General features: G+C 43.3%; 28 protein-coding genes and 1 tRNA gene. 7 read left to right on the top strand and 22 right to left on the bottom strand.

Annotated features, from left to right (window positions below; translation table 11 throughout):
• Positions 1-80 precede the first annotated feature (80 nt).
• Positions 81-1,214, bottom strand: a complete 1,134-nt coding sequence (locus LI82_RS10475) for an aldo/keto reductase (RefSeq protein ID WP_048195577.1) — start codon at positions 1,212-1,214, stop codon at positions 81-83.
• 128 nt (positions 1,215-1,342) lie between these two features.
• On the opposite strand from LI82_RS10475, the gene LI82_RS10470 reads away from it, so the two are divergent.
• The 3 genes from LI82_RS10470 (at position 1,343) to LI82_RS10460 (ending at position 3,169) form a co-directional block, all read left to right on the top strand.
• The gene (locus LI82_RS10470) at positions 1,343-1,945 is read left to right on the top strand and encodes an IMPACT family protein (RefSeq protein WP_048195576.1); all 603 of its coding nucleotides are present in this window, start codon (positions 1,343-1,345) and stop codon (positions 1,943-1,945) included.
• 61 nt (positions 1,946-2,006) lie between these two features.
• Positions 2,007-2,522, top strand: a complete 516-nt coding sequence (locus LI82_RS10465; RefSeq protein WP_048196274.1) for a GNAT family N-acetyltransferase — start codon at positions 2,007-2,009, stop codon at positions 2,520-2,522.
• Positions 2,523-2,701: 179 nt separating this feature from the next.
• A complete protein-coding gene (locus LI82_RS10460; protein ID WP_052402934.1) occupies positions 2,702-3,169 on the top strand; it encodes a phosphate-starvation-inducible PsiE family protein in 468 nt (155 codons plus the stop codon).
• A 52-nt stretch (positions 3,170-3,221) separates the two neighbouring features.
• Here the strand turns inward: LI82_RS10460 and LI82_RS10455 are convergent, their stop codons facing one another.
• The 11 genes from LI82_RS10455 to LI82_RS10405 form a co-directional block, all read right to left on the bottom strand.
• Entirely contained in the window at positions 3,222-4,484 is a 1,263-nt protein-coding gene (locus LI82_RS10455; protein ID WP_048195574.1) for a serpin family protein, read from the bottom strand.
• Positions 4,485-4,561: 77 nt separating this feature from the next.
• On the bottom strand, positions 4,562-5,146 hold the full coding sequence (locus LI82_RS10450; RefSeq protein WP_048195571.1) for a metal-dependent hydrolase: 585 nt from the start codon (positions 5,144-5,146) through the stop codon (positions 4,562-4,564).
• A gap of 622 nt (positions 5,147-5,768) precedes the next feature.
• Positions 5,769-6,185 carry a SufE family protein gene (locus LI82_RS10445; protein ID WP_048195569.1) on the bottom strand — a complete coding sequence of 139 codons (417 nt, stop codon included), beginning with the start codon at positions 6,183-6,185 and terminating at the stop codon, positions 5,769-5,771.
• Positions 6,182-7,363: an aminotransferase class V-fold PLP-dependent enzyme gene (locus LI82_RS10440; protein WP_048195567.1), complete on the bottom strand. Its 1,182-nt coding sequence runs from the start codon at positions 7,361-7,363 to the stop codon at positions 6,182-6,184. The genes LI82_RS10445 and LI82_RS10440 overlap by 4 nt, the downstream gene beginning before the upstream one ends.
• On the bottom strand, positions 7,360-8,322 hold the full coding sequence (gene egtD, locus LI82_RS10435) for an L-histidine N(alpha)-methyltransferase (RefSeq protein WP_048195565.1): 963 nt from the start codon (positions 8,320-8,322) through the stop codon (positions 7,360-7,362). Before egtD ends, LI82_RS10440 begins: the two co-directional genes overlap by 4 nt.
• Complete coding sequence (locus tag LI82_RS10430) at positions 8,319-9,581, bottom strand: rhodanese-like domain-containing protein (protein ID WP_048195563.1); 1,263 nt, start codon at positions 9,579-9,581, stop codon at positions 8,319-8,321. Before LI82_RS10430 ends, egtD begins: the two co-directional genes overlap by 4 nt.
• Before the next feature lie 181 nt (positions 9,582-9,762).
• Positions 9,763-10,380, bottom strand: coding sequence for an SLATT domain-containing protein (locus LI82_RS10425; RefSeq protein WP_048195561.1), 618 nt, complete (start codon positions 10,378-10,380; stop codon positions 9,763-9,765).
• A gap of 52 nt (positions 10,381-10,432) precedes the next feature.
• Positions 10,433-11,095, bottom strand: coding sequence for a hypothetical protein (locus tag LI82_RS10420; protein ID WP_048195559.1), 663 nt, complete (start codon positions 11,093-11,095; stop codon positions 10,433-10,435).
• The gene (locus tag LI82_RS10415; protein ID WP_048195558.1) at positions 11,095-12,033 is read right to left on the bottom strand and encodes a CBASS oligonucleotide cyclase; all 939 of its coding nucleotides are present in this window, start codon (positions 12,031-12,033) and stop codon (positions 11,095-11,097) included. Before LI82_RS10415 ends, LI82_RS10420 begins: the two co-directional genes overlap by 1 nt.
• Positions 12,033-13,013: a hypothetical protein gene (locus LI82_RS10410; RefSeq protein WP_048195556.1), complete on the bottom strand. Its 981-nt coding sequence runs from the start codon at positions 13,011-13,013 to the stop codon at positions 12,033-12,035. Before LI82_RS10410 ends, LI82_RS10415 begins: the two co-directional genes overlap by 1 nt.
• Positions 12,988-13,563, bottom strand: coding sequence for a 7-cyano-7-deazaguanine synthase (locus tag LI82_RS10405; RefSeq protein WP_048195555.1), 576 nt, complete (start codon positions 13,561-13,563; stop codon positions 12,988-12,990). Before LI82_RS10405 ends, LI82_RS10410 begins: the two co-directional genes overlap by 26 nt.
• 136 nt (positions 13,564-13,699) lie before the next feature.
• Between LI82_RS10405 and LI82_RS10400 the strand changes: the two genes are divergently transcribed.
• Positions 13,700-13,879, top strand: coding sequence for a hypothetical protein (locus tag LI82_RS10400; RefSeq protein WP_135607199.1), 180 nt, complete (start codon positions 13,700-13,702; stop codon positions 13,877-13,879).
• A 39-nt stretch (positions 13,880-13,918) separates the two neighbouring features.
• On the opposite strand, the gene LI82_RS10395 is transcribed toward LI82_RS10400, so the two are convergent.
• From LI82_RS10395 to LI82_RS10350, 10 genes are all read right to left on the bottom strand, one after another.
• Positions 13,919-13,990 (bottom strand) — tRNA-Gly (locus LI82_RS10395).
• 123 nt (positions 13,991-14,113) lie between these two features.
• Complete coding sequence (gene pscS, locus LI82_RS10390) at positions 14,114-15,268, bottom strand: O-phospho-L-seryl-tRNA:Cys-tRNA synthase (protein WP_048195552.1); 1,155 nt, start codon at positions 15,266-15,268, stop codon at positions 14,114-14,116.
• Positions 15,269-15,354: 86 nt separating this feature from the next.
• Positions 15,355-15,630, bottom strand: coding sequence for a DNA-directed RNA polymerase subunit L (locus LI82_RS10385; protein WP_048195551.1), 276 nt, complete (start codon positions 15,628-15,630; stop codon positions 15,355-15,357).
• Positions 15,631-15,663: 33 nt separating this feature from the next.
• Positions 15,664-16,455: an exosome complex RNA-binding protein Csl4 gene (locus LI82_RS10380; RefSeq protein WP_236622733.1), complete on the bottom strand. Its 792-nt coding sequence runs from the start codon at positions 16,453-16,455 to the stop codon at positions 15,664-15,666.
• A gap of 149 nt (positions 16,456-16,604) precedes the next feature.
• Positions 16,605-17,210: an METTL5 family protein gene (locus tag LI82_RS10375; RefSeq protein ID WP_048195550.1), complete on the bottom strand. Its 606-nt coding sequence runs from the start codon at positions 17,208-17,210 to the stop codon at positions 16,605-16,607.
• A gap of 7 nt (positions 17,211-17,217) precedes the next feature.
• The gene (gene dph2 / locus LI82_RS10370) at positions 17,218-18,213 is read right to left on the bottom strand and encodes a diphthamide biosynthesis enzyme Dph2 (RefSeq protein ID WP_236622732.1); all 996 of its coding nucleotides are present in this window, start codon (positions 18,211-18,213) and stop codon (positions 17,218-17,220) included.
• Positions 18,200-18,772 (bottom strand): hypoxanthine/guanine phosphoribosyltransferase, encoded by a 573-nt coding sequence (gene hpt, locus LI82_RS10365; RefSeq protein ID WP_048195548.1) that lies wholly within the window; start codon positions 18,770-18,772, stop codon positions 18,200-18,202. The genes dph2 and hpt overlap by 14 nt, the downstream gene beginning before the upstream one ends.
• Before the next feature lie 56 nt (positions 18,773-18,828).
• Positions 18,829-20,424: a VWA domain-containing protein gene (locus tag LI82_RS10360; protein WP_048195546.1), complete on the bottom strand. Its 1,596-nt coding sequence runs from the start codon at positions 20,422-20,424 to the stop codon at positions 18,829-18,831.
• A 13-nt stretch (positions 20,425-20,437) separates the two neighbouring features.
• Positions 20,438-21,562 (bottom strand): ATP-binding protein, encoded by a 1,125-nt coding sequence (locus LI82_RS10355; RefSeq protein WP_236622731.1) that lies wholly within the window; start codon positions 21,560-21,562, stop codon positions 20,438-20,440.
• Between the two features lie 40 nt (positions 21,563-21,602).
• Positions 21,603-22,046: a hypothetical protein gene (locus LI82_RS10350; RefSeq protein ID WP_236622730.1), complete on the bottom strand. Its 444-nt coding sequence runs from the start codon at positions 22,044-22,046 to the stop codon at positions 21,603-21,605.
• A 132-nt stretch (positions 22,047-22,178) separates the two neighbouring features.
• Between LI82_RS10350 and larE the strand changes: the two genes are divergently transcribed.
• The 3 genes from larE to LI82_RS10335 are packed head-to-tail and all read left to right on the top strand — an operon-like array spanning position 22,179 to position 24,001.
• Positions 22,179-23,000, top strand: a complete 822-nt coding sequence (larE, locus tag LI82_RS10345; protein ID WP_048195545.1) for an ATP-dependent sacrificial sulfur transferase LarE — start codon at positions 22,179-22,181, stop codon at positions 22,998-23,000.
• A gap of 2 nt (positions 23,001-23,002) precedes the next feature.
• On the top strand, positions 23,003-23,437 hold the full coding sequence (locus LI82_RS10340) for a GNAT family N-acetyltransferase (protein WP_048195544.1): 435 nt from the start codon (positions 23,003-23,005) through the stop codon (positions 23,435-23,437).
• A 3-nt stretch (positions 23,438-23,440) separates the two neighbouring features.
• A complete protein-coding gene (locus tag LI82_RS10335; RefSeq protein ID WP_048195543.1) occupies positions 23,441-24,001 on the top strand; it encodes a DUF531 domain-containing protein in 561 nt (186 codons plus the stop codon).
• Positions 24,002-24,006: the final 5 nt, after the last annotated feature.

Below are 24,006 nucleotides of genomic sequence, written 5' to 3'. Positions count from 1 at the left end.
TGCCTCCCAATGGAATACATTATACTCATAACGATGAGTACTTTAATTTATATGATCATTTTATGTATATATGTATTTCCTCAATACTCCAAGACATTTGACACACACTTTAACATTTTTTGGATTGAAATATGCTGTGGGCATTTCTGTTCACAAAGTCCACATTCAACACATCTGGATGCCCTTTCCTCAGCTGGCACGAACAGGTCGTAGTGAAGACGTGCCTTTTCAAGATTCCCGTACATGGAAGCACTGTTTAGGTAGGTAAATGCAGCAGGTATGTTAACTCCGGAGGGACACGGCAGGCAGTATTTGCAGTCGGTGCAATTCACTTCGATCTTTTCAAGATATACGTCCTTAACTTTCCCGATGAGCTCATGCTCATTCTCAGAAAGTGATCCTGCAACTCCTTCTTCTGCATAGGTGATATTTTCTTCCAATTGATCGAAATTACTCATGCCGCTCAGGACTATACTGATCTGCGGCTGGTCCCAGAGATATTGCAGACACCAGTTGGCAGGTGTGCGTTTAACATCGGCACTGTCCCATATCTGCTGCGCTTCATCCGGTATCTGTACAAGGCTTCCGCCGCGCAGTGGCTCCATGATGGCAACACCAAGACCTTTATCAGCAGCGTAGTGCAGACCTTCCTTTCCTGCCTGGTAGTTCTCATCCATGAAGTTGTACTGTATCATACAGAAATCCCAGTCATAGCCATCCACGATCTCTTTGAATACCCCAAGGTCATCATGGAAGGAGAATCCTATATATTTGATCTTGCCGGCTGATATTGCACTTTCAATAAAATCGAACATTCCCAGTTCTTTCATCTTTTCCCAGTGACCTTTTGTGAAGCCGTGCATGAGGTAGAAATCGATGTATTCTGTCTGAAGCCTGCGGAGCTGATCATCAAGGTAGCGGTCCATATCATCTCTTGTTTCCACCAGCCATAAGGGCAATTTTGTTGCAAGATAGACCTTTTCACGATAGCCCTTGCTCAGCACTTTTCCCACAAATGGTTCGCTTTTTCCTTCGTGGTATGGATAAGCTGTGTCAAAATAGTTCACACCCTGATCGATGGCGTATTCGATCATCCGGGTTGCCTGCTCTTCATCGATCTGGTCATCTTTTCCATCGATCACAGGGAATCTCATGCACCCGAAACCAAGTACTGAAACGTTCTCTCCTGTTCTTCCAAATTTACGGTATAACATCTCATCCCTCTATTTTATGTATCATCAGTTATCTCTTGAGCTTGCACGGTATTGCATCGATTTTCTTCTACAGATCTAATGATAGATGTTTACCGTTATTAATATTCAATCGTTGTGCTGGTGATCCTTTGTATCGAACGGTCAGGTCTGATGGTGTTGCCCAGAAGGAGTTCAAGAATTCGGTCTTCATAGGCCATGCTGCTCCCATAAAAAACGAAGCAGATGCGAAAGCCTTTGTGCTTGGCGTTAAGGAGCGATACAGTGATGCCAATCACAATGTCTCTGCTTATCTTATCAAGAACTGTAGCACCCTTGTGGCAAAGTATGATGATGACGGTGAGCCAGCAGGAAGTTCCGGGAAGCCTGTCTTCAAGGTGCTGGAGCTTAAGGAGCTGAGCAATGTTGCAGTGGTGGTAACCCGTTATTTCGGTGGTGTAAAACTGGGATTTGGAGGTCTTTCCAGGGCCTACAGGGAAGCAGCGGTTGCAGCTATCGAGGAAGCCGGGATAATTGAAGTGCATGAAATGACGGCCCTGAAATTGAATGTCACCTATTCCGACATCCAGCCGGTGAAGAAGCTGGTCGAAGAATATGGCCACCTGCTGGATGAGAATTACACCGACATCGTGGAACTGTCTGTTGAAGTTAGAAAAGGCACTGAGGATGATCTTATCTCAAAGGTCACAGACCTGACCAGGAACAGGGCTACTGTGGCATATATTAATGGTTGATCTCCCTCTTACAAGTAAACTATTTATTTCAGGTGATCCATCTTTTTTTTGGGGATCCTGTATGCAGATAAGAAAAGAAGAAGATACCGATTACATCGCGATCACAGAGGTGAATGATCACGCTTTTGGCCAGGAGAACGAGGGGCAGCTTGTTGTGAATTTAAGGATGCACTCCGATTTTGTTCCTGAGCTTTCACTGGTTGCCGAGGTAGATGGCAAGGTTGTAGGACATATCCTGTTCTTCCCGATCAAGGTCGTTGACGATGGCAAGGAATTTGACTCCCTTTCACTGGCACCAATGTCTGTTCTCCCGAAGTTCCAGAAGCAGGGTATTGGCAGTGCTCTTGTAAAGGAAGGGCTTACCGTGGCGGAGAACCTTGGATATGAGTCCGTGATCGTTCTGGGCCATGCTGAATATTACCCACGCTTTGGTTTCAGACCCGCATCACAGTGGGATATCAGGGTTCCTTTTGAGGACGTGCCGGATGAGGCATTCATGGCAATGGAGCTTGTTGATGGTGCACTGGATAATGTCAGAGGTATTGTGGAATATCCTGAGGAGTTCAGTGAGGTCTGAAACTGTTTTACCCGGGAGCTTTTCGAAATTCGATCATCAATTGTTTCCTCCTTATTTCTATTTATTCTATTTATTTTACGTTCCGATATATATTCTATCCAGAAAAATTCTATATATACTTCTGTCTATTCAACGCCTGAGGGTCATGTCCAATGACTCCCCCTCCTTCAGGCAATATTATGATCGACAATACAAAAATATTCAGAAAAATCATCGATTCAATAACGACGATAGTCCTGTACCTCCTTCTCCTGACACTGGTCGTGGGGATGGCTAAAACACTTCTGGACCTGAGATTCACCGTCTTCACATCCCTGGATGTTGGTTTCAATCACATGGTCTCCAGCGTGCTCACGATCTTCATACTGATCGATCTGTTCAACATTTTCGTGGATTACCACGAGCATGAGCGCATCAAGCTTACATACGTTACTGATGCCACCATCCTGATCGTGATGCGCGAGATCGCAGTGGGCATGTATGCAAAGGAGTTCGAAGCCGGATTCATCTTTGCCCTTGCGGCTCTGATGCTGGTGCTGGGAATCGTGCGTGTGCTTGCCATCAAGTATTCTCCTGAGGAGATGCATGATATTGTGCCGGAATTTATGAATGGTAAGAAAAAAGAACCGGAAAGTGAAGTGGGATAACAGTCATGTGGACTGTTCATCCTTCCACTTGCTTTTAAAGATCACTTGGATCTCATTCTGGTGTGACCTCATCGTACTCAGGATGTTCGACCTTTCCCATGAAGAGGATGCATCCGGTCCTTTTGTCTTCGATAAAGAACATGAACGGGTGGTCTGCCCTGAACTCTTTTATGACCGGCTGGTTGTACGAAAGGCCGTCTTCAGCTACAACCGCTGTGGCTGTAGCGGCTTCTGTTCCTTTTTCCTGTACGTCAATCACTGCTTTGTGGATAACTCTTGATATCGTCAGGTCGGCTTCTTCATTGATCCCTGAGAAATTAGCATTTGAGAATGCATCCGTCATCCCCATCCCGGCAAGGGTGTCCGATAGCTGTGTTGTGCTCTCAAACTTGAATTTTGGCAACCAGAGATTCACTTCGTGGTCTGTGTTCATGTTCATTTTAAGGCTGTTATATTCATTCAGTGTGAATGAACTCTCAAAGCTGCCAATGTCCGCATTTTCCGGGAGGACGACGTACATGGAAAGATCATCGCCTTTGTATGGCAGTTCGATGATATGTGCTTTGGAGCTCTCCCCATAGTTGTAAAATCCGGAAGTGCTCATCATGTCGACACTGCTTTGTTGTCCTTCGGAAGGGTGAAAGTATTCTTTCTTTGTGTTTTCTTCCGGGAATTCATTTATCCATTTCCCGTTGAAATAGATGGCATTTGTGATTACCATTGCTTTGCTGCCGTCAATAGCATCGCTATTCAACACGTCTTTTATTTTGTTGTTGGTCTTCTCCTCGATCCATTTGTTGATGGTGTCAATGGAACCTTTTGGGTCATTGGCAAAATCAAGTTCCTCTATCTTTCCAGAATAGTAATTCTCAACAGCACTTTCGTACTCCGGCTTAAGCTGAACTCCTTTCCTCAGCCACAGTGCGTTGGCAGTTGTTAATTCATATTCATCCGGGTCATTGTTTATCGTGTGGATGTAGTCTTTAGCGCTCAATCGCAAAACTGACCTGTCCATTGGATAGTAGAAGACATTCGCCATCTCTTCCTGCGTGTTCCCTGCCGATCCGTCATAACAGATCGCCATTGCAGTGAAGATGCTGTAAGGGGATATGAGCAGGTTCTCATCGCCTCCGTCCTGTAATTCTGAGTACAGGTCAAAGGCAAAGTCATTGTTCGCAGCAGCAAGGTCATATTCCTCAACAGATTGTGCGTTTATGGTGGTGTCGGGATCTGCCTGTGTATTCTCGACACAACCGATGCAGGTTAGTGAGAGTGTTAGAAGCAGGATTGCCAGAATAGTTTGTTTGGATGTCATAAATTTACAATGTGTCAATCATTGAAATATTTTGTCATCGTTTGATAAAAAAGTGGGTTCCAGGAGTCAGCACAAGGTCACTTCTCAGACCGATAGCCGAACTCAAAGCCAAGATGACTTAAGGCAAACAATGCCAGCATCATGACAACAACGAGAAAAATGATCGGTGTATGGGCTGCAAGCAGGGAATGAACGAGATCGTCCCTTGTGAATCCTGCTCCAATATATGAGAATAGATTGATCTCCCGACTGGATATTGGATACAAATAATGTATGCCAGTTCCTTCAAGATCATCCAGCAACAGGTGTGATAGGGATGCAGAAAAGGCAAAAAGTCCCGTATACAATGCCTTGCCCGGTTCCCGATATAGCACATATCCAATAATTGCTCCAATAAGGATTGCAGACGAGCTGAACAGTAGGGAGTGAGTTGGTATCGCCCCAATATAGCAGTGTGCCAGAGTACCATTTACAATGAGATTGTATACAGCCATTATGTCCGGGTACAGTGCAAAGAATCCTCCGGTCAGTAGCAGTAACAATATATGACCGATCTCCCGGTATGAGATATCTCTGCGAAGGAGTGCCACAGAGGTAGTATAGACCGCTATTGCACAGATGCAGAATACGAAGAACATAACATGCGCAACTGGATATGGCATAATAATAGGTAGAATTTCTGAGAGTATAAATTTATCTGAGATGCCTGTTTGTCCTAAAAATAATTATTAGGGGCACATTTCAAAAAAGTCCGAATAACGTTCACAGTGTCATTATAATGAGTATAAGCACATACGAAAATCATTCACAAAGTTCATATGCTATTAATTTAGTATTATATATTAAGAGCTATTTGCAATTCATGACTTTGGGGTACGGGGGTACAATTTTAGAACAAAAGTCGTGGTGGTGGTGGTAGCTCTATTATTATATCAAGGAAGGCACTTTTAGTCTCTCTCCATCCCCTCAAAACTAATCGGGAGGGCTGTAAATGTCTTCCCCCATACCTCTGTTTTTGAGAACTTTATTTCCGTTCATTTCTTTTATTAAACTCTTAAAGTGCGAACATCAGGGTCGGGTTGGTATGCGATAATCAATCAGCAATAGCGTCTTTTAAAAAGTACATTTTCAGTAACAATTAAGAAAATGAGGGATTGAATTGAGCTCAAATACAGCGGTTTCGGGTAAAACCTCGCTGTGAAGATCTCACCAAATTGGTTTGTTATTTTTGGGAAAATAAGGATATCTACAGATCCATATGTTCTGGCATCATTCCACTCTTTTTTAGCTGTTCGAATCAGCCTCTTCTTTAGCTACCTCTTTTATTCTGGTGATGATCGACTTCAGCCCATTTGATCTCGCAGGTGAGAGGTTTGATTTTAATCCGATCTTATCAATGAAATACAGGTCAGCATTCAATATCTCCTGAGGGGGGCGATTGTTCACCACCTTAGCTACAAGGGAAATGATCCCTTTCGTTATCATCGCATCGCTATCGAGATCAAAGATCAATTTTCCATCTTCAGTATGGCTTCTGATCCAGACCTTGGACTGGCATCCGCTGATCGCATTGTCTTCGGTTTTGAACTCATCGCTCATGGGTTCGAGCTCTTTGGCAAAAGAGATAAGGAGACCATATTTGTCAAACCATTCAAGGCCTTCAAATTGCTTGATGATCTCATCCTGGATAGCATCGTTCACTTGTACATCATCTCTACTTTGTTTATCCCTTCGATCAGCATGTCAACATCTTCTTTTGTGTTGTACAATGCAAAACTTGCTCTGACCGTGCCTTCGATACCTAGTGATCTCATCAATGGCTGAGCGCAATGATGCCCGGTTCTGACGGCAACCCCCATTTTGTCCAGTATCAATCCTGTGTCATAATGGTGAATATTGTCCAGATTGAATGAGACAGCTCCGCACATCTGTTTGGTATTTCCATAAACTGTCACATTATCCATTTCCAGCAGTTTGTCCCTTGCGTAGGAATAGACCTCATGCTCATGGCTTTGTATCTTGTCCATGCCTATTTTCTGCATGTGATCGATTGCTGCACCGATACTTATTGCTCCCGCGATGTCCGGTGTGCCGGCTTCGAACCTCAGGGGAGGTTCCAGGTATGTTGTTTCTTCAAAGGTTACCTTATCGATCATGCCCCCTCCGCCTATTGCCGGCATGATATCGCTGAAGCGATCGCTTGTATAAAGCACTCCAACTCCGGTGGATGCATACATCTTATGGCCTGAGAATGCCAGGAAGTCGCAACCGATCTCTTTCACATCAATAGGCAGATGCTGTATTGACTGGGCTGCATCCACCAGTACCGGGATGTCGTGATCCTTTGCAATCTCAGTGATCTCCCTGATCTCATTTACAGAACCAAGAACATTTGAGACATGCGCGATTGCTATCAATTTTGTTCGACTTGTGATCTCCATTGAGTCAACCAGCGATTTGCAATCCTCATCCATGGGAATTGCCTTTACCTTTGCACCTGCAAGCTGCCATGGTACGATATTCGAGTGGTGTTCCACACCGGTCACAAGGACTTCATTTCCCCTTAAGGAAGGTTCAAGTGAGCGTGCGACCTGATTAATGGAACCGGTTGTTCCGGAAGTAAATGTCACTTCACTCGGGTTGCGAGCACCTATGAAGTCACTGACCTTTTTGCGTGCTTCCTCATACTTCTCACTTGAGACCTCGCTCAGGTAATGCACACCCCTGTGGATGTTACTGTATTCTGTCCTGTAGAAGTCGGACATCGTGTCGATCACAGAGTCCGGTTTCTGGGTCGTTGCCGCGTTATCAAGATAGACCAGTCTTTTCCCGTACACCTTTTGTGAAAGTATCGGGAAATCCTTTGCAAAATCTGTCATCTTTTCACCATCTCTACAAGGGAGAACCATTTTTTATCATCGCTAAAGATGTTCTCTACGGAAAGCCCGGCAGCGCCTGCCATTCTTTTGATACCCTCTACAGTGTATTTGTGAGAGTTCTCGGTGTGGATCGTCTCACCTTTTTTGAAGATTATCTTCTCATCCAGAATTGGGCTTGCCACTTCCAGATCATCCTTTGCTTTCAGGTGCATCTCGATCCTGGAATGTTCCCTGTTGAAGAATGCAACGTGCTCAAATTCCTCCGGATCGAAATCGGTCCCAAGATGATCATTTGTAACTTTCAGTATGTTCTTATTGAATTCTGCGGTTATCCCCTGGCGATCGTTGTAGGCTTTCTCGATGATGTCAATATCTTTTACCATATCCACTCCAAGGAGAAGCCTGTCGTTCTCATTCATGGCCTTTCCGAGATCTGCCATGAATTCCATTGCTCTTGCCTCGGTAAAATTGCCGATCGTGCTTCCGAAGAAGCAGAAGAACCGTTTTCTTTTTCCCGGGATCTTTTCAATATGCTCAAGGAAGTCAGCGGTGATCCCATGGATTCCCATTTCGGGATATTTATTCTGAAGGTTACAGGCAGATTTCTCGATGGAATCTTTGCAGACGTCAACAGGGTAATACACGATGGTCTGGCGAATCTCTTCCGGGATTTCATCGAGAAATACGGAAATTTTCGAACAGTCCCCGCTTCCAAGCTCTACAAGATCACAGTCTTTCAGCTCCTGCTTCAATTTCCGGGCAGTTGACCTGAGCAATGGGATCTCGATCTTTGGAGGATAGTATTCTTCTAACTTAGTGATCTCCTCATACAATTCTGATCCACGATGGTCGTAGAAGTACATGGAAGGAAGTGTTTTGGGATCGGACCTCAGGCAGGCTGCCAGTTTTTCCCTAATTACACTATCCCCTACCTGTGGCATGAAATCTTCGATGATCATTCTTCCGGTACCCCTGTTTCAAAAGGAAGATCGTTATTGCTCCACTCGAACCATCCACCATCATAGACCGCTGCTTTATCCCAGCCCATGAGCCACGCGTTAAAGAAGGCTTCACTGCCCCTCCAGCCAGTTCCGCAGTAGAATGCATTGCGTTTTTCAGGAGTTATCCCGATCTTCTCCCAGATCTCTGCAACTTCCTGAGCTTCGCGCATGGTGTGATCAAGGTTCCTGTAGTTTTCCATGTGGTAAGCATCTGTTCCGCAATCCCCGAATACTGCTCCCGGAATTCTGCCTTTCTTTTCAATGTAATGGTACCCACTCACTTCCCCGATGTATTCTCTCCAGCTTCTAACGCACACCAGGTTTTTGTCCGGGGATGCAAGGATCTCTTTTGCTTCTTCAAGATCAACCATAATCTCCTGTTTGTGAGGAATTTCAATTCCAAAAGACACCCTCTCATTTTTAGCAGGCTCCTTAGTGATCTCATAACCTGAATCAACCCATGACTGCAGTCCACCGTTAAGTATGCGAACATCCTTCACACCGGCATAAAGCATGATGAATGCACATCTCATTGCACCCAGATGGCCTGCACTGCTTCCCGGCAACGGATCATCATAACTTGGCGCAGAGAACCTTCCATAGAGAATAACCGTTGTATCATGAGTGATCCCCGCGTTTTCCAGGGTTTCCTTTATCTCTTCCGGAGAACGCCGATTCCATGTCACCTCTGATTCAAGAGAGTTGGTGTCAATGGATATTGCTCCTGGAATGTGCCCTTCATCATAATCGGAAGGGTTCCTGTAGTGAGAATGACATAACACGAACTTATCATTGTCATATTCCGGCGCTTCATCCGTAGTGATCAATTGATCGAGCCAGTCCGCCGAGACCAGCTGTCTATATCTTGCAAGATGCTCCATGGGCAGATCCTTTTCCGCCCATTCAAGAAATGAGTTGTAAACAGTTACATCAGGATAGCCGGCCTTTTCAAATTGCCTTGCAACCTCTTCTGTTTTCTGTGTGTCATACCCATAAATGACCAGGGAATCTTCCGGCAGGATCCCTTTATTCATTACGATCTCAATCCAGTCAATATAGTGTAACCACTTGTAAGGCAGCGTCTTCGCACCCTTAATGTGCCCGCCTCTTGCCTCTCCGCCTTCCTTCCAGCCATTATAGGCATCGATAGGTCGGATGTCGATTACCTTATAATTATGCAAGTTTTCAGCTAATTCGCTAGTTGTGATTTCCCCCATGCACTATAATTTATCTGAATTGTTATATTATTCTTTGGGGGGTGGCATTGTGGAGATTTTTGAATTTTAGCACGACACTTCCCAGTGCGAAGAGGGGGTGAGGAGATTGATGAGTGGATGGAGATGTGTTCGCTTTTGGTTTATTGCGTGGTATGTTGGGAATTGGAATGCTTAAGGTAGGTTAAAACAATAGACCTCTCATCCATTTAAGTGCATTAATCAACCATCTTTTATTAACGTAATCGTCTATTTCTTCATGAGGATTCTTGCTCAGTTTTTTACTAATTTCGACCTTGAGCAAATGTTTTTTTTTGGCTTTTATGAAATCTTCATCTGAAATAACTGGAAAAGGGTTCATTTGATTAATTAGTGAATATTGGGCTTCTAACGAATCGACTTTCAACTTGATCTCTTCTTTACCACATGAGTTAGTTTCTAATTTCCTGAAATTGTTACATTCCACTATAAAATCAGTCATAACTTTAACAGCTTGTTCATGTTTTCTTGCATTTTCATTAATTCCATATATTTTATCAATAAGCGATATCAAGAAGATAATAAATGCTAAAATCGCAATTAAATTACGAAAAGAATCAATATAATTTCTATCGATAGAAAATATACTAGGATCTACTATGGCTAATACAGATACTATTGCCGACAATGCAATTATCATTAAAGAGAAAAATTTTGAAAGCCATTCGTATTTTTGAAATTGATATGAATGCATATCCCTCATCATATTTGCTTTATGTTCAAGTTGTTTTATTTCCTTTTTATAGATATCAAATTCGATCAATAGAATAGCCTCTGATATTTATTAAATAACACAACTATAAAAAATATTTGATTTAATGTTTCAATAATGTGTTAGTATCTATATTTAGAGAGGACAGTACATTGAGATAATCAGGTTCAATTGTAGCAAATCTCCAATACACAATATCTACAACGGGAACACTATCCCCAATATGTTTTGAAATATCTCTACAAAATGATTGAACATCTGAATAGTTGTGCATAGATGCAATTCTCTGAAGGTGGCGATCAGGTTTTGCAAAGTCCAGTCCAATATTCTTTGCTAAATGATAAACTGTAATAGGTCCAATGAATTTGAATTCCTGTAGGAACTTAATAGGATCTTTTTCTATTAGTTTCTTTATTTTGGAAAATCCTTCTTTATTAATCCTACTTGCAGCATCAATGATTGCACTCATCTTTGCTTTATTGTTAAATATCTTGATTGCAGATTTTAAACATTGTGTACAATTTTTAGCAATCAATGATGCAGATTCCCATTCATAAAAGCAGTTCGAGATTGGATCGAATTTCTTTTCAATAACTGTATTTTTCATTCCAGAAGAAAGAACTACCCATGAAAATTCACGTAAGAACGTTCTCTCATCCAAATCTTCAAAAGATATTTTAGCTTGCCAGCTAATTTCATCATGGAATCCTTGATCAATGACAATCGTTTTTGCAAAATTGTACTTTTGTAATAACTCATAATTCATTAATCGTCACCAAGAATATACTTCCATGCTTCTACTGACTTCATATCATCAGCAGCCTTCATTCTTTTGTAGGTATTACTCAATATATAACTCATACGCACTCTCTGAGGCGAATTTTCACTGTATAGATAATCATCAACGTGAAGTGACTGATTTGTTCTATCTTTAATTGGACTTTTTATTTTCTCACTCGCTTCTTGATAAAAATATTTTGTCATTGTTTTATTAGTTCGATTCAATTCTTTTGGATATGATTTGAAGATTTCAATAGCCAATGACTCAATATGATATCCTGATAATTGCTGTTCAGGAGGAAGATTTGAATTAATGTGTTTTACCATTTTGATAACTGGAACAACTTTTCCGCCACAATTTTGGTTCACCTCAGTTAATCGAGATGCGAATTTATCAGGTCGAATAATATTAGACCATTCTTTTCCATTGCGAGCTGGAATTTTAAAGCCATCTCTTCTTTTAATAGCTGGAAGTATTTGTATTTCAGTTCCGTCGTTATATTTTATAGTAACTGCTAGTTTCCCAACTTTAATTTCGTTAGCATTGGTTATTTCAGATTCAAACCTCGATCTGATATATTCTAATACTTCATTCGGACTTTTATCGGATAATTCTGAATTATTTATTTTTAACAATGCATCAACATCACTAAGTCCTTCAACATAAGTGAATTTACTGACTGAACCACCAAATTGAAGATTTACTGTTCCTTCAATATCAGATTCAATAATTTCCTTAATCTGATCCAAATACTCCCTTGTTTTCACAGAATCCCTTGAATTTGCTTCCCCTAATTTTTCTGCAATAAGTTCATTTACAGAAGTTTCAAAAGACTCATCATAACTTTCTTGTCTAATTTTATCAAGGTCTTCTTTATACCTATTTGACGAAGGATAGTAATATCCTCCTCCTGATCCTCCCATTAAAACCCTCCAATTGCTTCAGAAAGGTCATCACACGACTTCTTAAAAAATTCTTTATTTTCTCCAAAAATACTGAAGTCATGGGAATCGTTGAATTTTTTTAAGTTAATTTCAAGTCTTCCGAGATAATTATAATTACTATATATTGAACTTAACCAAATGAAGTTCATGTTTGCATGAATTCCATTTTTCTTTGGTCCAATACAATTTCTATATACTGCATTACCAGATTGTTCTTCATATGTAAATCTCAACCATGAAAGCCCATCAAAAATATCTGCACCTGAAAAATAGTAAAGTGGAGTAGTAATAGGATCTAAACTGCCAAAAATATGAATGGGTATTTGAATATCTTTCTCATCCATTTTTTTTCTTAAATTTGCAATATTCTCCATTCTTTTGAGCACAGATGTTCCGAGTTCTTTTTCGGTAAAACCAATAATGTCAAATTCATTTAACAAATCCAATTTCTCGATTACATTATTGATATTTACGGTATTTTCATTTGAAGATTCAGGTTTAATTAATAGCTCTTTTAAAAAATGGTCTTTCAGTTGAAATAATTTCTTTGCATTTTCAATTTGACTTTCCAAATTTTCCCGTTTCGATGGATGATCATAACTAATGATTACGGTAGGGATCTCCGACTCCCAATTTGTTATTGATTCAAGATGAGTTTGTTCATCCCAAGAACAAGCTTCTGGCTTATATAGGCCCATTTCAGAAACATCATTATCGACTGTGCATTCGTATCCACCACTATCAAGGAATATCAGATTTGGAAACTCAATCTTTGGGAAATTTTTACAATAATGGGTGTCATAAGAACTTATTAGAAATGGTCCTGTTACAACTTCACTCAGTAGTCTAATTGTATTGGATATATCAAGATTGAGTCTACTTGATAAAGATGGTAATAGTATTGGAGTAGTTATTATACCAATATCGTTGTATTTAATTTCTAATTTTCTGGCTAGCATCTAAGATTCTCCGATCCAAACATGAAAGACATTGACCACACGGTTTAAATCTACCATTTTCACAACTATAAGTTAAATTAACAGGCACATCTTCATTTTTGCAGTAATCATATACCATAAGCTTATCCCAATTCAGAAAAGGCGCATCCAGATTTACTTGACCGTCTGTATAGGATTCAACAATTCTATTCATATCATGCACAAAAGCAGGAGTGCAATCATAATATGGCACTCCAGAGTGTATTCCCAAAGAAAGTAATCCTTTAAAATGAGGGTTTGCCATAATTGCTGAAAGAACCAAAAATCCATTTCTTCCAGTGATTTCTCCATTTGAAAAATTATTTGAAAAATTGCATTTTATAGATGATAATTCGATTTCATAGTAAGATGAAACCTTTTGGACACTTTCATATTCCTTTTTAAAAGATTTCTGACCAAAATTTACAAAAAAAGATTTAACATTAAAGCCAAGAGATAGATAATAATGAATACACGCTGTAGAATCAATCCCACCACTTGCGAGAACCATTACATTCTTTTTTAAACTCATTAGGTCAGCTTCTGTTTAAAATTATTTTTTAGATTACTTAGAATAATCACTATATTAATAAGTTTCTATTTTGTTTGACTGCATTTATACTATATATATAATTTATTTGAAAATTCAGTACGATTTTTATCAAAATATGAAGGATGCATACATTTCATTACAGCTTTTTAAAAATAGGTTGGGTTTAATTTCTTCTTTTGAAACTAAAGTGGCATGTAACTTTGATATAGATGAACTGAATGCAGAAGAAGTAAATGGTTTTTATGAACAAATTGGTTTGAATGAAGTATTGAATAAGTTGGAATGTGATAAATGAATAGCTCAATTCCCTGCAAAAATCACCATCAGAAACCCATGCGACTGCCGGGAATCGAACCCGGGTTCCAAGCTTGGGAAGCTCAGGTCATAGCCTCTAAACCACAGCCGCACACTTGTACTCTCTTCCATTATTCTTTTTAGATTATAGCTGTTTTGGTCTTCTGTTAGCGGTTCAGGCAGTGTTGCAACTATCTGTTAAGTGAAAATACAAAAAGAGAAAGTGAGGTCATCCTCACTCGTATTTCTGGATGATCTCGTCGAAGGAGTCTGCGATGAAGGAGAGATTTTCCCTGCCGACGCCGAAGGTGCTGAGCTTGAAGAATTTGGTCAGGCCGGCCTTGATGCCGTGGATGTTGCGGGCCTTTAGCTCTTTGTAGAGGAAGTATCTTCCTTTTTTGACCTTTGTGGAGATCTCGTAGAGGTTGGGGGCCTCGAAGAACATGAGGTCGTGGTTGTGGGGTCTTTGTCCCATCTGGATGAGGCCTAGGTTCTCGAGCTTTTCGGAGAACCAGCGGGCATCTGCTACCTCGTTGTCCCAGTTGCGGGTTCGTTTGACGACCTCGGGGAATGATCCTATCATGGTCATCAGGGTGGCACTGCGGGCTGTGCAGCCCAGAAGCTCTATTTCCTTGTTCTTGTTGGTTGGGGATTTCCTGAACACTTCTTCGGCATAGTCGCCGTTGACACCCAGGACTCCGATGGGTCCGCAGCTTGCCATGGACTTGTGTCCGCTTCCTGCGATGAAGTCCACGCCCAGTTCTTTGGCGTTTACAGGCATCCTTCCCACGGAGTATGCGCAGTTGAGGAGCAGGGGGACGTCGTACTCGTGGCAGACGGATGCGATCTTTTTGGCATCTGCAAGGTTTCCGTAATTGCCGTCAGGATATGTCAGGAGTGCCAGTGCTGGAGCCTTACCGGTCTCAGCGATGGTTTCCTCGATTGCAGTACCGTAGCCTTCAGGGTCGAGGTAGTAGTCCGGGCGCTCGGTGTGTGGCACCTTTCTGATCTCCAGGCGGGCACGTTGTGCAGCGACCACTGAGGAGTAGTGTGCAAGGCCGTCCAGGACTACGGTGTCGCCTTCCTGTGCCACTGCGTGCATCACAGCGAACTTTGACTCACGAGCGCCGTGGGTGACTCGTGCTTCGTCCACTCCCAGGAACTCCGGGAGGGCGTTGTGCACGAATTCCTGCACCGGTGGTTTCTTGATAAGGTCAAGGACACCGCCACAGTTGTCGCAGATGGAATAACCATCTCCCCATTCGACAAGTGCGCGTCTGGCGTCCTCTGTAAGTATTCCTCCGGTCTGCAGGGGGTCGATATTGATCAAACCCTTGGCTGGGCGTTCGATAAATCCAAATTTCTGTAATGATGCATCATCAAGTGTCATATATTCACATCAGGGTCAGGCTATAATGCAGCCGTGTTTTTTGTAAAGTTCCAACTATTGCTTTAAGTTGCAAAAAGAAAAAAGGTTCATGCAACAGCCTTGTTAAAGACTGAGATGAACTCGTCGCACTCTGTGATAAGTGTTGCAACAGCATCCTTGACAACATCTATAGGATCAGCGTTCTCGGTCTTGACGAATAGGACCGGGTCACTGATCGTAACGTGTTTCATGTCATATGATGCCGTATGGACGCGTTCGTCCTCAAGAAGAATGATCTTGAGCATGTTCAGGAGGGTGTGACTCTCTCCTGCTATCTCAAGTTTCATTTCATCTTCTGACTTCTCTAAGATCTTAAGTTCCATTAATTGATCTCCTGCAATGATTATGTGATATGCTCAAATTATACCTGTGCCATAGCCTGATGACAGTTTGCGTGATTCAACATGTCCGCACTCAGGGCACTTCAGTTTATCGCCATCGAGCTTAAGTGTGGTTCCACAATTTGAACATGTTGCGGTCATAACTCCAAGTTCATCACCGGCAGTTGTCATCCTCATGTTGTCAGTGTTGATGATCTTTGCCTTGACAACGTCTGAAACCGCGAACTCCTGTGACATTTCCTTGACGTATGATTCCTTCACATTGGACACATGGATAGCAGCGATGCCCGGATTGATGAACTCGCGGTCATCGTTTCCTTTGATAGCGCCGATCTGCACAAGTGCCATGGAATCGCGCACGTTCATGATCGTTCCAACGACAACATCTCCTCTTTCAATGGTAGGAGGTACGCTTGTGGTTGGTTTGACTGAGATCTTCCTGCGCTTCTTGTTGACCATTACATGTCCGGTAGCGAGTGAGTGGATATCTCCCCTGACCGTAAATGTGTTGTCTCCGCCTTCGAACTCTTCTGTAGTGCCGATAAGGTCTCCTGGCAGTACAAAGGTCTTCTCTTCAGCAGATATGTGTTCAAGCTCCTCAACTTCAGGTTCAGGCTCTGGTTCCTGTTTAGGTCTGGATCTGCCCCTGTTGTCTTTCCTGGAGTCTCTGTTATCCTTCCTGGGTCCTCTGCTTTCCCTTTTGGAATCTCTGTTATCCCTTCTGGAATCTCTGCTGTCTTTACGGGGCGCGCTTTCTCTCTTAGGAGCCCTGCTCTGTTCCCTCTCCCCGGTCTTTTTCTCTGCCACTTCTACCTTTTCGCTGGCAGCTTTTACTGTTTCTTCTTCGACCTTTGTCTCTTCGTTTGAAGATTTGATGTTCCTTCTGGTCGTTTTCTTACGGTTTCTTATTCTAATAGGAATCCCTCTTGTAGATTAGATATGCCAGGTTATTTTGCTCAACTGTCCTGGTCACTTACCTTTGTTATCCTGTATATTTCTACCTCAATTCTTTCTACATCTTTTTTATGGAATTTAAAGGTTCGTTTTATTGGAAACCCTGTATTATACCATTCTGTTATTATAGCAGGTTCTATAAATTTTTTGACAAAGGCCAGGCTTCCACTATTATGTATGGAATACGTAACATCCCCAACCTTCATGGCAGTTGAAAGGAACGGCCTGTCGCTTCCCTTAACCTGTGCTCCGAATGGCGGGTTCATCACAACGGTATGTGCATGTCCCCTTACCTGTCTTACATCAAGACATTCAAATTCCACCTCGACTCCGAGCTTTTCGGCGTTCTCCCTCGCAATATCAAGGGCAGCAGGATCGGAATCAAAGCCGACGACCCTCTCGGCTCCCAGGAGCTTAGCACCAATTGCCAGCATCCCTGTGCCGCAGCCCAGGTCGTAGACAGTGTCATCAAGGTCGCCTTTCATGAATGCGAAATGGAGCAGTTCCGCAGCAAGTACGGATGGAGTTGAATATTGTTCAAGTGTGACATCCGGGGAGTCAAAACTTCTTACCTTCTCAAGAAGTATCTCCAGCTTGCGTTGTTTCATCACTTCCTTACTCTCCCCTTATCTCATCAAAGGTCATATTTTCCCACTCGCGCTCTCCGATCACGATCTCGAACTCCTGCGGGGTGAGCATAGGCGCAGAGAACCTGCCAACCTCGTCAACTGCAAGTCTTGGACAGGCGGTGCTCACAAAAGCATCCACCTTGAACTGCAGCATCTGGTCAGGTGTTATCAGGTCCATTGTAAGTATGTAAGCTGTCTTGCCTTTCTTCTCAGCAAGCTCTTTCAATTCCCTGGCAAGTGGCATTCTGTCCTGCCCGGGTTTTGTTGATACAAGTATTCCGAAGGTTTCCGCATCCAGTGAATTGGCAATGACTGCACTGCGCTGCTTCAGTATTTTTCTTGGATCTACCTCACGCACCTCATTTGAGAACGGGTCCGCGATCAATACCCTTCTGCCGGTGGCGAGTGAAACGCCAAGGGGGTGGAACTGTCCTGTGCCGATGTAAAGGAACTCGTCACAGTCAAGGCCGTCAGCAACTGAGAAATTACATCCGAGGACCTGCCCTGCATAGGCTATCTTACTATCTCCTCTTCCTATCAGGCATTCCTTTCCTTCGGATTCAAGGATGTCGCAAACATCCGGAAGCTTCTGTATATGCTGCACTGTGGTAAGCACTCCTACACGCTTTCCGGTTAGCTCAGGAACAGCTTTCCTGACGACTTCCGTCACGTCTGTATCAGAGCGTGTTTCGATAAAAATGACCTTCTCGCTGTATTTGTTATCATCAAGCTGAGCATGGCCGAAATGGAACAAAAGGTCAACATTGTCAAGGATAGCAACATCAAGATCGCATGCCCCATAACAGGGGTTTGCAGATATCAGTATGTCAACACCTGTAGCTTCACTTATCTGTGATGCAATGGCAGGTGCACGCCTTTTAAAACCTTCCGGGAACTGCAATCCGATAATTGCAGGCTGTACATCCCTTATAATCTCAATAATATGTTCGATCTGGAAGTCGAAAGGCTCACTGCTGCTCACCAGCCACCTCCAGAATAGAGACTCCGTTCTGGTCGACATCTATCTTGACCAGGGTGTTGATCTCATAGCCCATATCACGCATTTTAATGGCACCATCGCCCCTGCTGATAACAACGATCACGTTTGTGATCTGTGCTCCCATCTTCTCAAGGGCCGGCAGAAGTGCTTTTAATGTACCTCCGGTACTGATCACATCATCGACCACAAGCACCTTTTCGCCCTTGTTCACGCCATTGATGTAAAGCTCTCCCTTTGAGTAGCCGGTGCTCTGGGAAAGGATAACCTCTCCTTCGAGGCCGTATTGCCTCTTCCTTACAATAGAGAATGGGATGCCTGTCTTCAGGGACAGGGTAGTTGCAAGGGGAATCCCCATTGCCTCGATAGAGACTATCCTGTCGTAATCGGTACCTGCGATGCTGATCATGTGTTCAGCGATCTCATCGAGCAGTTCGGGCTCTAGTGATGGTACGCCGTCTGATATCGGGTGAATAAAATAAGGGTATTCGCCTCTGTTCACAATAGGTGCTTTCCGGAGTGATTCCTGAAGAACTTCTAACATATTATCGTGCCCTTTACATTTAGGTCAGGCCAATTAACAGCCCTGGTCCGTTACGATCATGTTCTCGTCACTTCAGGCGAAGCAGAAGATGCAATATCTGTCAGATCGTCACGTTCCTCTTTTATTGCAGAATAAAGTGTTTCCTTACTTAAAAGTACTGGATGGTAATACCTGCCACCGGCAACCTCCGCCAGACCTTCGGCAAGTACACTGCCACTATTGCTGATATCAACTACCAGCATGTTGACCTTGTGGTCTGCGACCCTCCTGCACACCTGCATAAGTTCCCGTTTGATGTTGCCTCCAAGGTGCATCGAAACGTTTGCCGTACCATCTGTGACAAGTATCATAATAGGGACTGCAGCAGGTTCACGCTTAACCTCCTGAAGCAGTGTCTCAAGCCCGGTAAGCATTCCTGATGCCATTGGGGTCGTGCCTCCGAACGGGACCATTTCCAGATACCTCTTTGCAGCTTCCACCGATGATGTGAACGGCAGCACAAGTTCTGCTGACCTTCCGCTGTATGTGACAAGTGAAACACGGTCCCTTCTCTGGTATGCATCTTTCAGCAATGCAAGGACAACATCTGTTGTGATCTTTATCTTCTCACTCTCATCCATGGAGCCGGACGTATCAAAGACGATGTTAATGAGCGTGGAAATCCTTCGCCGCCTTATTTTCTCCCGTATGTCGCTCTTTTTAACGACGATCTTCCCGTCCACAGCATGATGTGCTGCTGCACGGATGGTGGGAGCAATAGCAATGTCCGTGATCTTGTCACCCGGCATCCGGTATCTTACATATCTGCCACGCTTGCTTTTGGTGAGCACTTCCGCACGCCTGCCGGACTTTAGCCTTCCTGAAACGACCTTCTTCTTTTGCTTGTTCCTGGCAAAATCGGTGAGTATCTTGCTAACGACCTTCTCATCCTCTAAAGGATCTTTCTTCTCGTCGTTTGCAGTTTTTTCTTTTAATGAAGGGATTTTTGCTTCTGACCTGCCTGCATCCGGATCAGACTGTACTTTCTCATCCTCTTGTTTCTCTTCCGGCTGCTGGTACTCGGTCAGCATAGTGTCTTTCGAAACGGTTTGTAATGCGGTCTCACGAGGCCTGGTCACGGTCTTTATTTCATCGTTACTGCTGCTACTATTGTTTGTCTTTTTGACAAGTGCCGGAGCCTTTTTCCTTATCCTTCGCGGTCCACTCTCAACACATGGTTCGTATTCTGTTGGAACAAGATGAACCTGGATTTCTTCATTACTGCATTCTTCGATCTCTTCGGTGACCTCGATGTTCATAATTTCGATCGGGTCAGCAATGGGTAGAGGATCAGTTTCGTCTTTTAGTTCTTCAGCAGGAGCTTTCGAAGCGCTGATCTCTTCATTAATTGAACTGAAAAAAGAGATAGGGTCTACAACAACATGGTCGTTGTCCGAAATAATAAAAACGTCTTCTACATCTTCCGGATGAAGTGTTTCAGTCCTGATAAGCAATTCATCATGCACTGCTAATGTATTCTCTCCGCTGATCTGTGAGAGCTCCTCCAGTGGCAACCTTATGCTGAGAACAGGCCTTCCGGGATTGAAGACCTTTATGTCATAATCCCGGTCAAGTTCTCTTCGCATACGGGTAGCAGCAGATTTGTCCTTCATCCGTTATCCCTTATCAGATAGTTCCATTTACCACAGCACGAAGTTGTTCTGCACTGAACTCCTCTTCTTCGAAAGGTTTCTTTCGCATCCTGTGGGGGAGAACCATCTCAGCGGCTTCGATAATATCCTCATTTGTGATTCTTTCACGGTTCTCGTAAGCAGCATTTGTGCGTGCAGTACGCTCGATCATAATGTCGGCCCTGTGACCATCAACATTGAATGCCACGCATATCTGTGCGATCGTCCTGAGATTCTCACGTGTGGTAGTGATCCTTCCGAGCAACTGCTTTGCCTTGATTATTTTTGTACGCAGCTTTTCCTGTTCGTTCTCAAAATCCCTTCTGAACTGATGTTGGTCTTTGTTGAACTGGTTCCTTCTTTCAATGATCTCTATACGCTGCTCGATATCAGCAATACCTTCAACTTCCACCTGCAGGGCTATCCTGTCCAGAAGCTGTGGCCGAAGTTCTCCTTCTTCAGGGTTCATGCTTCCAACGATGATGAAGTTGGCAGGATGGCTGACACTTACACCTTCTCTCTCAACGGTGTTCACGCCCATTGCAGCTGCATCCAGTAAAGCATCAACCACGAAGTCATCCAGCAGGTTGATCTCATCCACGTACAGGAGGTTCCTGTTGGCATTTGCCAGGATGCCTGGTTCAAAGGCCTGCACCCCTTCCTTGACCGCCTTTTCGATATCAAGACTGCCTACTACCCTGTCCTCTGTGGCACCTACCGGCAGATCCACCACTTTCATGGGTGATTTTTCGATCTTGATCATTCCTTTCTTCTGCTTATCGTTGCATTCCCAGCAGAACTTTTCAGGGTCGAGGGGGTCGCAGTTGTACTTACATCCTTCAATGACCTCGATTTCCGGAAGGATCTCCGCCAATCCTCTTACAGCGGTCGATTTTGCGGTTCCCTTCTGTCCTCTTATCAGCACTCCGCCAATTGAAGGGTTAATGGCGTTCAGAATGAGTGCCCGAAGCATCATCTCCTGCCCGACAATGGCAGAGATCGGATACATCACCCTCTTTGTTTTGGTCGCTGTTTTCTGTATGTCCTCAAACCTTGTCCTCTTCTCTTCTTTAGGTTTTGGGACTTCCTTTATGCTGCCTGTGATATTGGTAAAGTTCATGATATTTCCATCCTGTATTTTTGCATGTTTGTTCTTCTGATCACATGTATCTCAGGATCATGGCAGAAGTAAGTGCCAGGAACAGCAGTACTATGCCAATGATGAACAATATGAATACGATCTTCATTCTGACCGTCTTTTCCGGTTTGGTCACTGCATTTAGTTCTATCAGGGAATAGAACATGGTTGTCAGGAAGACCATTGATGAAAGTAGCATTAATGATCCTGCTACGACTATGAATTCGGCGGTCCATGTAAGGTCATTTGCGTTTATCAGGTCTATGAAGAAGCTCTTTCCGTGGCGCTCATAGGCGGAGGTTATCCACATCATAGTGTATGCGATCTCTGCAGCACCCAGTATTGCAGAGCATATGGAGGTTGCCATAAGTGTGGCCATGGCTCCGATATCCGGTAATTTCAAGTCGATCTGCCATTCATTTTCCACTTTTTCACCTTTCTCTCTTGTTTGTAAATGAGCTCTCATCCCCAGAGCCCTCATTATAATAATAAGTAAGTCACTTCATTTATATGGTTGGATTAATAAAACTTTATCTGTATACTGCCCTATTTTGCAGCTTGCACTACTTATTTATCCATATGGACCTTTGGAATTATCATGAGCATACCTGAAAGATCATCCCTTTCCGAAAAGATCGAAAGGATCAAAGGGGCGATAGCTGAAAAAGAAAAAGTACTGGTCGCATTCTCCGGAGGTGTGGACAGTACAACTCTGGCGGCCCTTGCTTTTGAAGTTCTGGGGGACAATGTTCTTGCAGTGACCCTTGATTCCTGTGCGATACCCCAAAGTGAGCTGGAGGATGCAAAAAGGACTGCCAAACAGATCGGTATCCGTCATATTGTACTGGAACACGACATGCTGTCCGATGAAATGATCAGGCAGAACGATCAGGATCGATGTTATTATTGTAAGAAGCTCGTCATGAAAACATTGAAAGATGTAATGGGCCGGGAAGGTCTGAATGTGCTGGTCGAAGGGACCAATGCCTCCGAGATCACCGGTCGCAGACCGGGCTGGGCTGCAATAAATGAAGCAGAAGGCCTGGTCTTAACTCCTTATACGGAGTTTGATGTTACTAAAAAAGAAGTGCGTCAGATAGCACGCCATCTGGGACTTGAAGTTGCTGATAAGGTATCTAATGCATGCCTGCTGTCAAGACTGCCTTATGGTGCAGAAGTAACAAATGCATCTCTCAGGAGAATTGAAAGTGCAGAAGACTTCCTTCTGTCCCTTGGGATCACGCATGTCAGGGTCCGCGAACATGATGGCATTGCACGTATTGAGATATTACCTGATGATTTCCCTGTTGTTCATGAAAAAAGGGACGAATTGTTATCTCGTTTCAAAGAACTGGGCTATTCCTATGTCACGCTTGACATGGAAGGTTTCAGAAGTGGAAGCATGGACGAGGTACTATAAGAATGTCTGAATATATTGATGTAGCTATCAGGGGGGCCGGCGAAAAGGACGGTGAGTCGGTGGAGTGTCTTCTTTCAACATATTTCCTTGATATGGATGAAGTCCCTATCGATGATTTCATTGTTGCAGAGGCCAATGGCAAGATCGTGGGTGTTGCTGCCTTAGCGGACCGGAGCTGCTGTGAGATCCATTCTATAGCAGTTCATCCCAATTATCGTGGAAACGGGATCGGTTCAAAGATGGTTTCCTCCATTTTTGAAAGTGTAAATAAAGAAAGGATCTACGTCAGGACCACTTCCCCTATCTTTTTCAGGAAATTAGGTTTTATCGAACTTCCGATGTCTGAAAAAGTTAATTTATGGGATGATTGTAGGGAATGCGATAGATTTGATAGATGTAAACAGCACGTTATGTGCATTCAAACGGATGAGGTCTGAATTGTGTTAACGCTTGGTATTGTGAATACTTATGATAAAATTAAGGTGCTGGATGCCCATTACCGTGCAATTGCAAGGGCTGCACCAATTTGTTACGCCTATGGTTTTACCCTTTGTCTTTTTGATTTTCCTTTCAAGATGACCCCGGAAGAACTTGTGGAATATGTAATGGATAAGACGACCATCGGTGAGTCAGGTAAATATCTGAAATTGCTTCATGAAAGCAACCGCCTTTTTGTCTTCGACCTTCCAAAGAAGGGCTTCCAGTCCCAGTTCGGAACTGCTGTGATAACCAGTTCAAAGCCTGAGGAAAAATACGCTGTAACTCCTGAAGAGATCGCAGATGGGGTGGAGCACAATCAGTCCTATCTTCTTCTTGTAGGACTTGGCAGGAAAGGTCTGCCCAAAAAACTGTTCTCCTTTTCGGATCACCATCTTGACATTACATGTGGGGGGATCTCTCTTGAGACATGTACTGCTATCGGAACGATCCCTTCCTACATCATGGGGATAGTCAATACAAGGAAGAAGCTGAAAGATACTTGCAGGGAAAGGGGTTACTAAAAGAT

This window comes from Methanococcoides methylutens (genome assembly GCF_000765475.1).
Classification (GTDB): domain Archaea; phylum Halobacteriota; class Methanosarcinia; order Methanosarcinales; family Methanosarcinaceae; genus Methanococcoides; species Methanococcoides methylutens.
The sequence above is the reverse complement of the archived record's forward strand: the minus strand, read 5'-3'. Positions and strand labels throughout refer to the sequence as shown.

Bases quoted from the DNA above. Each gene is read 5' to 3' on its own strand.
- LI82_RS10405 (WP_048195555.1), bottom strand. From the start codon at position 13,563: ATGAGTTTAAAAAAGAATGTAATGGTTCTCGCAAGTGGTGGGATTGAT.
- LI82_RS10475 (WP_048195577.1), bottom strand. From the start codon at position 1,214: ATGTTATACCGTAAATTTGGAAGAACAGGAGAGAACGTTTCAGTACTT.
- pscS (WP_048195552.1), bottom strand. From the start codon at position 15,268: ATGACACTTGATGATGCATCATTACAGAAATTTGGATTTATCGAACGC.
- LI82_RS10400 (WP_135607199.1), top strand. From the start codon at position 13,700: ATGAAGGATGCATACATTTCATTACAGCTTTTTAAAAATAGGTTGGGT.
- LI82_RS10450 (WP_048195571.1), bottom strand. From the start codon at position 5,146: ATGCCATATCCAGTTGCGCATGTTATGTTCTTCGTATTCTGCATCTGT.
- egtD (WP_048195565.1), bottom strand. From the start codon at position 8,322: ATGATCATCGAAGATTTCATGCCACAGGTAGGGGATAGTGTAATTAGG.
- LI82_RS10430 (WP_048195563.1), bottom strand. From the start codon at position 9,581: ATGGGGGAAATCACAACTAGCGAATTAGCTGAAAACTTGCATAATTAT.
- LI82_RS10460 (WP_052402934.1), top strand. From the start codon at position 2,702: ATGATCGACAATACAAAAATATTCAGAAAAATCATCGATTCAATAACG.
- LI82_RS10340 (WP_048195544.1), top strand. From the start codon at position 23,003: ATGTCTGAATATATTGATGTAGCTATCAGGGGGGCCGGCGAAAAGGAC.
- hpt (WP_048195548.1), bottom strand. From the start codon at position 18,772: ATGTTAGAAGTTCTTCAGGAATCACTCCGGAAAGCACCTATTGTGAAC.
- LI82_RS10375 (WP_048195550.1), bottom strand. From the start codon at position 17,210: ATGAAACAACGCAAGCTGGAGATACTTCTTGAGAAGGTAAGAAGTTTT.
- LI82_RS10410 (WP_048195556.1), bottom strand. From the start codon at position 13,013: ATGCTAGCCAGAAAATTAGAAATTAAATACAACGATATTGGTATAATA.
- LI82_RS10465 (WP_048196274.1), top strand. From the start codon at position 2,007: ATGCAGATAAGAAAAGAAGAAGATACCGATTACATCGCGATCACAGAG.
- LI82_RS10455 (WP_048195574.1), bottom strand. From the start codon at position 4,484: ATGACATCCAAACAAACTATTCTGGCAATCCTGCTTCTAACACTCTCA.
- larE (WP_048195545.1), top strand. From the start codon at position 22,179: ATGAGCATACCTGAAAGATCATCCCTTTCCGAAAAGATCGAAAGGATC.
- LI82_RS10360 (WP_048195546.1), bottom strand. From the start codon at position 20,424: ATGAAGGACAAATCTGCTGCTACCCGTATGCGAAGAGAACTTGACCGG.
- LI82_RS10355 (WP_236622731.1), bottom strand. From the start codon at position 21,562: ATGAACTTTACCAATATCACAGGCAGCATAAAGGAAGTCCCAAAACCT.
- LI82_RS10350 (WP_236622730.1), bottom strand. From the start codon at position 22,046: ATGAGAGCTCATTTACAAACAAGAGAGAAAGGTGAAAAAGTGGAAAAT.
- LI82_RS10415 (WP_048195558.1), bottom strand. From the start codon at position 12,033: ATGGGAGGATCAGGAGGAGGATATTACTATCCTTCGTCAAATAGGTAT.
- LI82_RS10420 (WP_048195559.1), bottom strand. From the start codon at position 11,095: ATGAATTATGAGTTATTACAAAAGTACAATTTTGCAAAAACGATTGTC.
- LI82_RS10440 (WP_048195567.1), bottom strand. From the start codon at position 7,363: ATGACAGATTTTGCAAAGGATTTCCCGATACTTTCACAAAAGGTGTAC.
- LI82_RS10385 (WP_048195551.1), bottom strand. From the start codon at position 15,630: ATGGAACTTAAGATCTTAGAGAAGTCAGAAGATGAAATGAAACTTGAG.